The following is a 13,114-nucleotide window of genomic DNA, read 5'->3' on the forward strand; positions in this document are numbered from 1 at the left end:
GGGCAGGAGCCATGTCATGGGGCACAAGCGGCCCCCATCAGCTGCGGACGAGAGCTCGCGCATTGGAGTCAAGCCTCAAAATCTGTTCCGTCTGTGCTTGACGTCATCTTCAGGGCTGCAGGGCCAGCCGACGAAACCGTTGAGGCGCTGCGTCGTCATACGTATACAGTCATTTTGCGGGGACTCCCCGCACTAAAAAAGGGCAAGTCCCGCACGGCCAGCTCCCTCTGAACCCCGTCAGGGCCGGAAGGCAGCAGCGGTAGGAGGTCGCAGCGGCGCGCTGCGGGTCGCTTGCCCTTTTTCTTTTGGAACGTCTGAGGAGAGGGGTGCGGCCTGTGTCCGCCTCGGGCGGGACGGGATATCGATCCATCGAACTCAACGTGCCTGGGCTCTTGGCCCTGTCCCGAAGGACTTTTCTACCATACTGCTTAGTGGCTCTCTGCCAGCTAACCCACGCGGGTCTGGCCAACGTTCAGACCGATTCCGCTCCCCACAGCCGCTTCCTCCTTCCCCGAACCGGCTGTTCTCTGCCGCGTTTAGCGCGTGTGTTTCATTTTTTCCGACCGGGACCGCCCCCGGTGCTTCCCCGAAACTGCTGATTTTCTGGACTTCTGCCTGCCATGGTCAATCCACTTCTCGCACTCCTCGAACCAATCCTCCTCGTTGGGCAGTCCGGAAGCGGAGGAGGAGGGGTTTTCGGACTCCTACTCCCGCTCGTACTGATCATCGGGGTCTTCTACTTCTTCATCTACCGTCCCCAGCAGAAGCGCGAGGAGGAACACCAGGAGATGGTCGAGAATCTGGAGCAGGGAGACAAGATCATCACCGTCGGCGGCGTTCACGGCACGATTCAGAAGATCGACGAGGACAGCGTCCTGGCGCAGGTCGACAGCAAGGGAACGAGACTTCGCTTCAACAAGGACGCGATTTCCAGCCTCGCCAACGAGGAGGAGTCGTGAAGCGTCCCTCGACGAACTTTGCACGTTCGCCCCTCTTTTCAAGCCGGACGGCGTGAGCGGTCCTTCCTCATGTCATGAGCGACGACTCCCCTCTCTCCGAGGAGGTTTTTGATCCGATCGAGGACGCCCTCGATGCCCTCCAGGCGGGTGAACTCGTCATCGTTGTAGACGACGAAGACCGGGAAAACGAGGGGGACTTTATCGGGGCGGCTGGGGCGATCACTCCTGATCTCGTCAACTTCATGACGAAGCAGGGCCGAGGATTGCTCTGCACGGCCCTCCCCCCCGAGCGGGCCGACGCTCTCGACCTCGACCCAATGGTTGAGTCCAACTCGGCCTTCTACGACACGCCCTTTACCGTTTCGGTCGACTACAGGCAGGGCACGAGCACTGGGATTTCCGCGGCCGATCGGGCGAAGACCATCCGTGCGCTGGCCGACCCGGAGGCCTCTCCCCACGACTTTGCACGCCCCGGCCACATTTTTCCCCTCCGTGCCCGCACCGGTGGCGTCCTGCGCCGCGCCGGTCACACCGAGGCCGCTGTGGATCTGGCCCGCCTCGCGGGTTTTGAGCCCGTCGGGGCGCTTGTTGAAATCATGGACGAGGATGGAACCATGGCCCGCGTTCCGCAACTCGCACAGCGGGCTGAAGCCCTGGACATGCCGCTCGTTACGATCCAGGACCTGATCGCCTATCGAATGCAGAACGAGCGGCTCGTGGACCGGGAGGCCGAGGTGCAGCTCGATACGGCATTCGGGACGTTTCGGGTCGTCGCCTACCAGGAAACTCTCACTGGCGACGTGCATCTCGCCCTGCTCAAAGGAACGTGGTCCGAGGAGGAGCCGGTCCTGGTTCGTGTGCACTCGCAGAATGTGCTCGGGGACGTGTTGGCCGCACGGCGCGAGACGTACAGCGAGCAACTGGCCGAGGCCCTTCTTCGAGTAGAGCACGAGGGGCAGGGCGCCGTTCTCTACATGATGCAGAGCAACCACGGGCAGGGACTGCTGTCGAAGCTGAACGACCTAGAGCGCCAGCAGGCTCAAGGCGGCGAACCGGTCGACGTGTCCCTCGACATGGACCACCGGGACTACGGCATCGGCTGTCAGATTCTTCGGGACCTCGGAATCCGTCGATTGCGGCTGCTCACGAACAATCCCCGCAAGCGTATCGGGCTGGGAGGCTACGGCCTCGAACTCGTGGAGCAGACCCCCATCGAGCTTCCCGACGGGGCCGAGCAAAAGCTGACTCAGATTGCGGCTGATCGTCTCACTCCTCTTCTCATGGAGCTCCTCGATCCCGGCAGATAGCCGCAGTTCCCGCGTCGGAGTTCCACCGGCCCTCGGCGCACGGCTGAGCTGTTTTCTTCACCGTGGAAGCTCGACGTTCTCAACAGCATTCCTCCTCATTCGGCCTTCGATTCCTCACCTCCGACGCGCAGCATGTCAGACTCCACGATTTTCCAGGTTATCTACGCGCTCATCGCGATTTTCGGGATGTATCTCACAGTGATTCGACTGCTGGAGGGAGCCTGGATGCTGGCGCTGTGGCCGGCTGCCATCGCCGCGTTTTGCGTCTACCGTCTTCTCCCAGCCATAGACCATCTCCTCCCAATTACAGGCCAAAAAGAGTAGTCCTCCCTGGAGAGGCGCTCTTCATCGAGCATATCCGTCGTCCGGCCTCTGCCTTCCACACCGCTCCGGCTCCTACGCGGTACGTCCCCGTTCGCCTGCCACCCTGAGGATACAGGACGCCTCCGCCTCACAGGCGCTCCTCCTTCGTCTATCTGTCCGAAAGGAGAGCGTCATCGGGTCGAATGTGTATCACTTCTCCTACTCGTCCACTCATGAAATCCGCAGGGTCCCTTTATCCACAACATTGTGGATAACTCGTGGATAAGTGGGGCATAACATCTTGATAATCTGAACGTCGGGGTGTGGCCGGAAGCGGCGGTGCATAACCACGACGGATATCCACAGCCGTCCCCGCTTTTTCCACACTGTGGACGACTGTTCATAAATTTCCCCAGAACCCCGGTGTAATGCTGTGGATTACTGTGGAAACGTGGACAATTGGCCTTATATCGGCCCATAGCGCCGTGTACGGACTTGGATTCAGGCGAGACTTGTGGATAACCTCGTGAATGAAACGGGCTTTTTTCCACATCCGAGCCGGTCCGGTGTGGGAAACTCTGTCGTCAACATTTCCACACGACTAACAATAACAACCACAAATTTTTTAAAACACGGGGTGCCTTATTCATACTGGTCCTGTGGAAAACTTCATCGACCGGGGGAGTATCCCCTTTCCAAATCGATATACCGAAGCGGCACCACCAAAAAATCAGTATAACGAGGTATACCGGAGGAGCAGGAGCGTATTCTTGGTGCTGGCGTTTTCAAACCCTCGTCGGGCACTCCTCGATGAGGAATGGTAGACTCTGTGTTGCTCTCACTTCCAATGGACTTGCCATACCCGTCTTCCACCAGTTCGCATCCATACGGCACCAGCCCGAGCAGTGCTGGTCACTTCCATCCCTTGCGCCCTCCATCTCGACAAGACCTGCTCGCTGGGCATCCCATACTGGTTGTCTCGCCCTACGCTCACAACGGCGCGTCCCCCTTCCGACTCATCGACAGCGGCACGTACGAACGGCCGCGTGCTGCTGGTTGACGATCCGTGGTGCGGAATCTTGACGACACGACTCGCAATCTGCTCTCCGTAGGCGTGGATAAGTTCCTGCTCGGACCTGGCCTCCACGTCTCCAGGGAATAGAAAGTCGGCGGTTCCATACGACAAATGGAGAACTACCGAGGCTCCATTCTTGCTCTCGATTCCCCGCTCGGCCCACTGCGGGGGAGGGCCCAGTACCTGAATTCGGACGCTCGGCTCCACGGCAAGCGTGTCTCCCCGCCGGACTGTCTGTTGAGTTACATTCTGCTGGTCGAGCAACCGTTGCGTTCTGTCGTAGAGCTCAGTGTCGGCCCCCTGTCCGTTATGGACCACCCGCCCGACGGACACCTCCCTCAGAAGAGCAGGAAGTCCGCCGAGATGGTCCTCATCGGGATGGGTGACAACGACGGTCTCCAGGTGCTGAATTCCCCACTGCCGCAGGTACGGAGCTATCACAAATTCCCCCGCTCCTCCCTGTGGAGACCAAGGACCGGTGTCGATGAGCACATGTCGACCGCCAGGGGTAGTAATCAGGACAGCATCCCCCTGGCCAACATCGAAGAACAGGATGTCGAGAGTGGGGTCCGAGCCTCGGTCCACAACGTTCCCCCAAACCGACACTGTTGCAAGCAAAAGTCCCACGCCTACGCAGCGCCACCGATTGCGCGGCCGCGGCCACTGCGCAAGAGCCACGAGTCCCGCAATGAGAGCTCCAAGGATCCACGGATCAGGGACCGCCATCCGGACCCCAGCCCACGAAAACCAAGCTGCTCCGTAGCGGGAGGTCGCGAGAAGCCCCTGCACGAACGCGTTCGCGGCGCTTCCAAAGGCCGCCCCTGCAAGCGTCCACCCCCCACCCACCGCTGCCATGGGAATTGCCGCGGCTAGCGCAAGTCCCGTGCAGGGAATGCCAACCACGTTAAGGAGCAGGCCTGCGACGGACACCCAGCCGAAGTGGTAAAGTAGCACGGGAGCCGTACCAAGGATGGCCGCGGCCGACACCGTCCCCGTCGATGTAAGCCAACTCAACACTCTGGAGCTCCGACTCCACTCCGGGAGCGCCTCCAAAAACCGGGGATTGAGGGTTACAATGCCCGCGACGGCCGCCATCGATAACTGAAACCCAACGTCGAAGAGCGCAGGTGGGCGCACTACCAGCAGAACGAGGGCCGCTACGCCGAGCGTATTCAGCGAGTGCGCCGACCGCTGGAACACAATCCCTCCAATGAAGAGGACGGCCATGATCACTGCCCGAACAACTGATGGACGAGCCCCCGTGAGGAGCATGTAGAACCCCAGGACACCAATCGTAAGCACCGCCCGACTTCCCTCAAGTACCCGCCACCGGAGACGAAGGCGCATCAGGAGAGGACGGAGCAGGGCGTAGAGCACCATCCCGATCAGGAACACGTGGAGGCCAGACACAGCCAGCAGGTGCATCAGGCCCGTTTTGGAAAAGCGAACTTGCTGGTCCTCCGTAATTTGACCTCGGTCGCCCAGAAGAAGAGCGCGGAGCACCGCCCGGCCGCCGGCACTCGCCACGTATCGGTCAATCTGACTGCGCACGTGACGCCGGACAGACACGAGACTCGTTCCCAGTATCCCACGCCGATTGCCCTGAACAACAACCTGGCTCGGCTCACCCACGTACATCGTGCAGCAGATTCCCCGTCGGGCGAGGTATGCACGATAGTCGAACCCTCCCGGATTCCGGAGGCCCGGCGGCTGGCGGAGTACGCCCTGAACCCGAACAACATCCCCCTGCAGAATTTGGGGAAAGGGGACGGGATTGTCGGTCCACGGGGGCGGCCGGAGGGTAACGCGCACCTTGCCCTCCGCGGCGAGAGTATCCTCGGATCCGAGGATAGAGTCAGCCTCCAGGGTAAACCGGACTGACGCCCCGGACTGCTCAGGAGCACGTTCCACGAGACCTCGGAGGACAATCGGCGTCTCCTTCGTCTCGGCGACTGCATCCACGGCACGAGGAGAGGGGGCCTGGTACATAGCATAGCGCACCCCTCCTGCCCCCATTGCGACGAGAACGACTGCGACGATTCGCCCGAGGGGCGCGAGCGTCACGAGCCGCGTCCGATCCCACCACTGAACACCCCCGAACAGCAAGAGGCCAACCCCCACTTCGCCGATCCACAAGAACAGAGTCCCCGGTCCAAGCAGAAATCTCCCCATGATTCCCGACGCAAATCCCCCAGCGAGGAGAAGTGCTGGGTACGCAGACCAGTGGATCGAAGAGCCGGGGCGCATGGGCATAAACCTTCCGGCACCGAGGACACAGGGGCCTAAAGACACGTTCCAGCCCCGAAGTCTAACGTCCGCCGACGAGTCCCAGCCCTATCCTCCAAGATCCAAGATTGAGAAAATCCGGATCCGCGTCCGAACCTGCCCCCTTCGCCGGAAATAAGAGCCGTCTCCGCCAAAAAGCGGGAACAGTGAGATGTTACAGACCCAAAATTGGCTACTATGAGCACTCGGCGCGAGGCCCGCGAGCACGTCATGAAAGCGCTGTATGCGCACGAGCAGGCAGACGATGAGGCTCCCGATCACGCCGTGCGCACGCTCATCGCTCCCCCACTCGAAGACGACTCCTCCACGCTCGACTTCGCAGAGCGCCTCTTCCGGTCCACCCTCGACACGATGCCGGAGGCCGACGAGCTCATCGAACGCCACGCAGAGAACTGGGAGGTCCACCGGATTACGATCGTCGACCGCTCCCTCCTCCGAATGGCAACGACGGAGTTTCTGGAGTTCGAGAAGATTCCCCCGAAGGTCTCGGTCGATGAAGCCATCGAGATCGCAAAGAAATACAGTACCCCTCGGAGCGACACTTTCGTCAACGGAGTTCTCGATGCTATCCTCCTTGACCTCCACGAGCAGGGGCGGCTCAACAAGTCGGGACGCGGGCTAATCGGGATGGACACCATCCGTGAGCGCGCCGACTCCTCCTGAGTTGTTATTTTCGGCTTGGGTCCTCAACATTAGGTAGATCCCCAACAATCCGAGCTCCTCGCACCGTTCGTTCGGCGTCCACCGAGCAGGTCAAGCACCATGGGTCTCATCGCAGTTGGTGACATTCACGGGTGTCCCGAGTCGCTCGATGTGCTCCTTGAGCAGATTGCTCCCTCGTCGGACGATCACCTCCTGTTCGTCGGAGACTACATCGACCGAGGGCCCGACTCGAAGGGCGTGATCGACCGCCTCCTGGACCTTCGGGAGGAGGTCGAGTGCACGTTCCTTCGGGGAAACCACGAATCGATGATGGTCGAGTACCTCGACTCGGGGGCCTTCAGCCTCTGGCGCATGAACGGCGGGGTCTCAACGATTCAGAGCTACCAGGGGAACGGGAAGACCGAGATCACCATTCCGGAGGCCCACGTTGAGTTCGTCCGGGACACGAAGCTGTACCATGAGACAGACGACTTCCTGTTTGTCCACGCAGGGCTGAAGCCGAATCTCACCGTCGAGGCAAACCTGGAACGACACGGCGAAGACGTGCTCCTGTGGGAGCGCGGGCACCTGAACGCGTCGGAGGTGGCATGGGAGAAGACAGTGGTGTGTGGCCATACCCCCCGCCCGGAGCCGATCAACCGAGAAAAGCTCATCCTCATTGATACGGGGTGCGTGTACCACATGCAGCCCGGAATGGGGCGGCTCACAGCGGTGCACCTCCCGGAGCGACGATTCGTCGACGTGCCCTACGCCGACGGGTAAAATCCCGACGGCCTCCGGTCCGCCCACAGCAGGCGAGCAGCCCCGTCGAACCCGCGGTACATCCCGGTCGCGTTTCTCCATTCCCAGCCCCCAGTTCTCCCCATGTCGGTGCAGTGCGGTCTCGTTGGTCTCCCCAACGTCGGAAAGTCCACGATCTTCAATGCCCTCAGCAATGCCGGCGCCGAGGCCGACAACTACCCGTTCTGCACGGTCGACCCCAACGTGGGCGTCGTCCCGGTCCCGGATGAGCGGCTCCCCCAGGTAAAGGAGCTTGCAGGCTCTCCCGAGACGGTTCCCACGACCATCGAGTTCGTAGACATCGCCGGTCTAGTTGAGGGCGCCGCCGAAGGGGAGGGGCTGGGCAATCAGTTCCTGGCGAACATCCGTGAGGTGGACGCAATCATCCACGTCGTGCGGTGCTTCGAAGATGAGGGGGTGGCCCACGTGGCCGGATCGGTCAACCCGACGCGCGACGTCGAGGTTATCAATACTGAGCTCCTTCTGAAAGATCTGGAGACGGTCGAAAAGCGGATCGACAAGGTCGGGGCTGCCGCGAAGAAGGGGGACCAGGAGGCCGCTGAGGAGCTCTCCCTCTACGAACGCCTCCACGACCACCTGAGCGAAGGCCATTGGGCGCGCTCCTTTGAGGTCAGCGAGCCAAACCGCTCGCTCGTCGATGAGCTGTTTCTACTGACCGAGAAGCCCGTTCTCTACGTCGCTAACGTGGACGAAACAGCACTTCCGGACGGCAACGAGTACGCCGACCAGCTCCGCGCCATCGCCCGGGAGGAGGGGACGCAAGTTGTCGTCATTTCGGCGGAGCTTGAGGCTCAAATGGCCGACCTTGAGCCGGACGAGCGGCGGCTATTTCTGGAGGATGCTGGCCTGCGCCGCTCTGGGCTTGAGCGCCTCGTCCACGCCGCCTACGACGTGCTCGACCTCATTACCTTTTTTACGGCGGACGAGAAGGGCGCGTACGCCTGGACGGTGGAGCGGGGCACACGAGCGCCCCAGGCTGCCGGTCAGGTCCACAGCGACTTCGAAGAGGGATTTATCAAGGCTGAGACCATTCATTTCTCTGACCTCGATGAGGCGGGCTCTGAGGCTGCGGCTCGGGAAGCGGGGCTCATCCGAACCGAAGGCAAAGACTACGTGGTGGAGGACGGCGACGTGATGGAGTTTCGGTTCAACGTGTAGCGGCAGTGAAACAAGCGGCGGGCCATCTGCACCTCTGCGCCGCGCCTCGTATGTTGGGGGGCAAGTCAGTCCTCGCCCGAAAAGACGTCACGGCTCATGTCTCGCTCCCGCCTTGCCCTGCTCGCTGTGCTTCTTGCCGGAAGCGTGTTAACAACTGGGTGCGCGTCCGAGCCCGGCTCCCAGGCTGGGGGAACCGCGGCGCCCACCGACACGATTGAACTCAATACCCGCGCCGACTCCGTGGCGCACCGCCTCCTTCGGGCCCACGGGGCCGATGCGTGGGCCACGGCCCCCTACCTCCGGTTCAACTTTGGCGTCGAAACCCCGAACGGAACGCAGATCGTCGCTCGTCACCTCTGGGATCGGACTACCGGTGACTACCGCGTCGAGTGGTCGAGCAGTCCCGACTCGTCGTATGTGGCCCTCGTCAATGTCCGTGAGGTCGAAAACGAGCGGCCGACCGGCACCGTTTATCTTAACGGGGAGAAGCTTACCGGATCGGCCGGAAAAGAGGCTCGCAAACGAGCATATGGCCGGTTCGTCAACGACACGTACTGGCTCCTCGCCCCGCTGAAGACGTTTGATCCAGGCGTCCGTCGCACCTATCTGCCCGACTCCTCGACCACCGAGCATGACGTGGTCCGGCTGACCTTCGGCGACGTCGGGCTGACGCCGGACGACCGCTACTGGCTCTACATATCGACGGAAACGGGACGACTGGACCGTTGGGCCTTCCACCTGCAGGGAATGCCCGACAAGGCCCCAGCCCCGTCGTTCGACTGGACAAACTACACGACGCTGGAGGCCCCTGGCGGAACGGTCCGCCTCGCCACGCGCAAGGAGGCCATCGGTAGGAACCAGGCCATCCTGACAAACCAGGTAGCGCTTCCCGATTCGCTTCCGGAAGGGGCGTTCTCGGCGCCGACCCCCATGCTCGACGATGGAAACAAGTAGCCGGCCCGGCGAGCCGGAGCGCCGGGCCTCCTCTGCCCTGTACCCTCTGTCGCACAGACCACGCCTGCCGTGGACTACCGGTTTCGGATCGCCCGGCGCTACCTCGCGAGCCGTCGGGAGGTCTCGCTGATCTCCATCATCACCGGCATCTCGACGACCGGAGTAGTGCTTGGGGTCGCAGCCCTCATCGTCGTTCTCTCGGTGATGAACGGATTCTACGACTTCGTGCGGGACCTACTCGTGTCGTTCGATCCCCATGTCCGGATCGTGAGTGCCGAGGGGCGAGGTGTAGCAAATGCCGACTCGCTTCTCCGACTTGCTCGCGAAACCAAGCACGTGACGGCGGCGGCGCCGTACGTGGAAGGCAAAGCGCTCCTGTTGCACCAGGGCACGACCACGGCGAATCGCGTCGTTCGAGTCCGGGGCGTCGACCCTTCGATGGTCGAGGCAGCCCCCAAGATGACGACAGGGACCTTCGGCCTCGCCCAGGATGCGAGCGGGACCCCGGGCATCGTGCTAGACCGCAGGCTGGGCCGGCGGGTGGGGCTCGTGCCAGGTCAAAAAGCGCGCTCGGTGAACACTGTGGGGCTCCTGTCGGCCCCAGCCATCGAACGCACGCTCACCCAGGTGTTCGGCAGTCCCCCAGTGCAACGCTTCGAGGCGCGCGGGTTTTTCCAGGCGCAGGGAGCCTCGAATGAAAAACAGGTCTTTGTGTCCCTCACAGAAGCTCAGCAACTGTTCCAGACTGGATCGCAGGTGACCGGGATCGACATTCGCCTCGACAATCTGAAGCGCGCTGATGCCGTGAAGGCGGCCCTCCAGCGGAAGCTGGACTCTGATCGCTTCACCGTGCAGACGTGGTACGATCTCAAACAGTCGCTCTACGACGTGATGCGGCTGGAGAAATGGGGCGCTTCGGCCATCCTCGGCCTCATCGTCGTCGTCGCGGCCTTCAACATCGTGGGCTCCCTCACGATGGTCGTCATCGAAAAGCGGCCCGACATCGGTGCACTCCAGGCAATGGGAGTGTCTCAGACGGATGTGCGCCGCATCTTCCTCCTCGAAGGCGCCCTCATTGGTGCTCTGGGAACCGGATTGGGTCTGGTTCTCGGCCTTGGTCTCGCATTCCTCCAGAAGTACTACAAAATCGTGCCGATGACCCAGGCCGAGTCCTTCCTCATTGACGCCTACCCGGTGGTGGTTCGTCCCCTAGATGTAATCCTCGTCGCGGGGGTTGCGTTTGGGCTCTGCGTGCTGGCGTCGCTCTATCCAGCTGCCCGGGCGGCCAACATCGAGCCGGCTCGCGCGGTTCACCTGGACGCATGAGGCGGGGCGGTCCCCGTCTGCTCGCCTCCACTCCTCCCCCAAACGTGCGTTCTGTTCTGCCCCCTCCACCAAACAGTTCCCTCCCGTGATCAACGATGCGTTCAACCTCATTGCCCTCCCGGACCGGCCCGAGAAGCCCCGGGAGCGGGGCCTCACGCACATGTTGGACAAGGGCCTGCCGCCGCGGGAGATCGAGAACATCCTCGACGTGGCGGCTGAGATCGTCGACCTCGTCAAGCTTGGATGGGGGACAGCGGTCGTCACCCCTAATCTGGAACAGAAGTTAGATCTCTACCGCGACGCTAACATCCCCTTCTTCTTCGGCGGTACGCTCTTCGAGGCGTATTTCTTGCGTGATCAGATCGACGACTACCGGCAACTGCTCGACGACCTGAATGTGCATCACGTAGAGATTTCTGCCGGCTCTATCTCGATGGCTCACGAGGACAAGCTTGGATTCATCGAGCTCTTCGCCAAGGACTTCACGGTTCTAAGCGAGGTGGGATCGAAGGACACTAGCAATGTCATGCCTCCGTACCGGTGGGTTGAGGCCATGCAGTCGGAACTGGAGGCGGGAAGCTGGAAGGTGATCGCCGAGGCGCGGGAGACCGGAACCGCAGGGCTTTTCCGTCCGAATGGAGAGGTGCGCACAGGACTTGTGGAGGAAATACTGGCCCGCGTGGATCCCCAGGACATCATCTTCGAAGCGCCGAACAAGACGCAACAGGCGTGGCTGATCAAACAGCAGGGGGCCAACGTCAACCTTGGAAACATCCATCCCGAGGAGGTGCTTCCGCTCGAAACTCTGCGTCGGGGACTTCGGGGAGACACGCTGTTTGAATTCCTCACGCCAGGAATCACGCCACGCCAACCCGGTGGAACCCCAACGGGAGATGGCCACTCCTGAGCGGCTCCGGGGGTGTAGACGACGAACTTGAGTTTGTCGTAGAAGAAAAGAAGCGAAATTGCGCTGTCTTCACGAACAACGCGTTCCAGCATCATCTTAAAAGGAATTGCCGATTTGGTTAATGTCACGCTCTTTCCCTGTCGGCTCACTGCTCATTCTTGAAGCACACTGACCCTGGAGGTACAGCATGGCTCGGAAAGACGATCTCACGGGCGAAGGCCCCGTAACTGGCAATAACGTGTCGGACTCCAACCAGAAGACGAACCGTCGCTTCAAGCGGAACCTGCACGAGAAGCGGTTCTACATCCCGTCTCAGGACCGTCACGTCAAACTGAAGGTCTCCACCAAGACCCTCAAGACAATCAACAAGAAGGGCATTCAGGCGGTTCTGAAGGAGGCCCGAAAGCAAGGTTACGACGTGTGAGCCTGGAAGTCTCTCTCCTTCCCGATTCGGTTCGTCACTTTCTTGAACAGAAACCTGCAGAACGATGGCCAGTGGGGATCGCGTCCAAATTACCCTTGAGTGCACGGAGGAACCGGGCACGTCACGCTACTACACGACGAAGAACCGGAAGAACACCTCCGACCGCCTCGAACTGATGAAGTACAATCCCGTCCTTCAGAAGCATACCCTTCACCGAGAGAAGAAATAAGCCATGGCGAACGGATCCCAAGACACGGCCTCACGAAAGATGGCGAAGCTCATTGTCGCCGAAGAACGAGGAGACGGCAACTACGGCTTTCGCCAGAAAATTGTCCCTCTCGACGACGTCGAGGAAGAGCTCGAAGAGGCGAAAGAGCTGACCTGAGCCTCGCGAGTCTGAGCGGGGCGTGGCGCAGTCCGGTTAGCGCACCTGCTTTGGGAGCAGGAGGTCGCCGGTTCAAATCCGGCCGCCCCGACCAATGTGTTCTGACTTCTGTGGTCGGCGCTCACCGCGCACTGGCCCATCGGAACTCGACCTGCGCCCGTAGCTCAGTTGGATAGAGCAGCGGACTTCGATAGGAGCTTCCGCACGGAGATGTGCGGAATGCACGGTGCTGTAACGGAGGACCCTGTCAGATGGCAACTCCGTGGAAACTCGAGAGAACAGGCTTGAGGCTCCGTAGAGACTGCACGCACCGCGTCCCGACGGATGTCGTCCTGGGACGAAGGTACAGTCCAGGCCACAAGGGGAGATGCGCAGCGAAAGCTGTGGTGGTATGCTAATCCGCAGGTCGCAGGTTCGAATCCTGCCGGGCGTGCTGTCCGGGCCGTTTCTTGGCCACAGGAGAGGAACTCAGCAGGGAGTCTCTCCATTACATAATATCGGAATACTTCCTGGTGACGTGGCCGAGTGGTCAGGCAGAGGCCTGCAAAGCCTCCTACGGCGGTTCG

At 61.2% G+C, this 13,114-nt stretch carries 13 protein-coding genes, 1 tRNA gene and 1 other RNA gene; 14 read left to right on the forward strand and 1 reads right to left on the reverse strand.

Going from position 1 to position 13,114, the window contains the following annotated elements:
* Positions 1–200 precede the first annotated feature (200 nt).
* The 4 genes from ffs to ABEL04_RS03745 all read left to right on the forward strand — a co-directional run bounded on the left by ffs (position 201) and on the right by ABEL04_RS03745 (position 2,590).
* Positions 201–300: signal recognition particle sRNA small type (gene ffs / locus ABEL04_RS03730), an RNA gene on the forward strand.
* Positions 301–620: 320 nt separating this feature from the next.
* Complete coding sequence (gene yajC, locus ABEL04_RS03735) at positions 621–959, forward strand: preprotein translocase subunit YajC (protein ID WP_375801044.1); 339 nt, start codon at positions 621–623, stop codon at positions 957–959.
* Between the two features lie 74 nt (positions 960–1,033).
* On the forward strand, positions 1,034–2,266 hold the full coding sequence (ribB, locus tag ABEL04_RS03740; protein ID WP_375801045.1) for a 3,4-dihydroxy-2-butanone-4-phosphate synthase: 1,233 nt from the start codon (positions 1,034–1,036) through the stop codon (positions 2,264–2,266).
* A gap of 132 nt (positions 2,267–2,398) precedes the next feature.
* Positions 2,399–2,590, forward strand: coding sequence for a hypothetical protein (locus ABEL04_RS03745; protein ID WP_375801046.1), 192 nt, complete (start codon positions 2,399–2,401; stop codon positions 2,588–2,590).
* Positions 2,591–3,407: 817 nt separating this feature from the next.
* Here the strand turns inward: ABEL04_RS03745 and ABEL04_RS03750 are convergent.
* Positions 3,408–5,897 (reverse strand): DNA internalization-related competence protein ComEC/Rec2, encoded by a 2,490-nt coding sequence (locus ABEL04_RS03750; RefSeq protein WP_375801047.1) that lies wholly within the window; start codon positions 5,895–5,897, stop codon positions 3,408–3,410.
* Positions 5,898–6,107: 210 nt separating this feature from the next.
* Here ABEL04_RS03750 and nusB point away from each other — a divergent pair, with 210 nt between their 5' ends.
* The 10 genes from nusB (at position 6,108) to ABEL04_RS03800 (ending at position 12,642) form a co-directional block, all read left to right on the forward strand.
* Positions 6,108–6,593 (forward strand): transcription antitermination factor NusB, encoded by a 486-nt coding sequence (gene nusB, locus ABEL04_RS03755; protein ID WP_375801048.1) that lies wholly within the window; start codon positions 6,108–6,110, stop codon positions 6,591–6,593.
* A 99-nt stretch (positions 6,594–6,692) separates the two neighbouring features.
* The gene (locus tag ABEL04_RS03760) at positions 6,693–7,355 is read left to right on the forward strand and encodes a metallophosphoesterase family protein (RefSeq protein ID WP_375801049.1); all 663 of its coding nucleotides are present in this window, start codon (positions 6,693–6,695) and stop codon (positions 7,353–7,355) included.
* A 102-nt stretch (positions 7,356–7,457) separates the two neighbouring features.
* On the forward strand, positions 7,458–8,552 hold the full coding sequence (ychF, locus tag ABEL04_RS03765) for a redox-regulated ATPase YchF (protein ID WP_375801050.1): 1,095 nt from the start codon (positions 7,458–7,460) through the stop codon (positions 8,550–8,552).
* 96 nt (positions 8,553–8,648) lie between these two features.
* The gene (locus ABEL04_RS03770; RefSeq protein ID WP_375801051.1) at positions 8,649–9,506 is read left to right on the forward strand and encodes a hypothetical protein; all 858 of its coding nucleotides are present in this window, start codon (positions 8,649–8,651) and stop codon (positions 9,504–9,506) included.
* 69 nt (positions 9,507–9,575) lie between these two features.
* The gene (locus tag ABEL04_RS03775; protein WP_375801052.1) at positions 9,576–10,832 is read left to right on the forward strand and encodes an FtsX-like permease family protein; all 1,257 of its coding nucleotides are present in this window, start codon (positions 9,576–9,578) and stop codon (positions 10,830–10,832) included.
* An 85-nt stretch (positions 10,833–10,917) separates the two neighbouring features.
* On the forward strand, positions 10,918–11,739 hold the full coding sequence (locus ABEL04_RS03780; protein ID WP_375801053.1) for a phosphosulfolactate synthase: 822 nt from the start codon (positions 10,918–10,920) through the stop codon (positions 11,737–11,739).
* A 187-nt stretch (positions 11,740–11,926) separates the two neighbouring features.
* Entirely contained in the window at positions 11,927–12,163 is a 237-nt protein-coding gene (gene rpmB, locus ABEL04_RS03785) for a 50S ribosomal protein L28 (RefSeq protein WP_375801054.1), read from the forward strand.
* A gap of 64 nt (positions 12,164–12,227) precedes the next feature.
* Positions 12,228–12,392, forward strand: coding sequence for a 50S ribosomal protein L33 (rpmG, locus tag ABEL04_RS03790; protein WP_375801055.1), 165 nt, complete (start codon positions 12,228–12,230; stop codon positions 12,390–12,392).
* A gap of 3 nt (positions 12,393–12,395) precedes the next feature.
* Positions 12,396–12,548, forward strand: a complete 153-nt coding sequence (locus tag ABEL04_RS03795) for a hypothetical protein (RefSeq protein WP_375801056.1) — start codon at positions 12,396–12,398, stop codon at positions 12,546–12,548.
* 16 nt (positions 12,549–12,564) lie between these two features.
* A tRNA-Pro gene (locus tag ABEL04_RS03800) sits at positions 12,565–12,642 on the forward strand.
* Positions 12,643–13,114 lie beyond the last annotated feature (472 nt).

Origin of the sequence: Salinibacter sp., from assembly GCF_042218895.1 — a bacterium.
Lineage (GTDB): Bacteria > Bacteroidota > Rhodothermia > Rhodothermales > Salinibacteraceae > Salinibacter.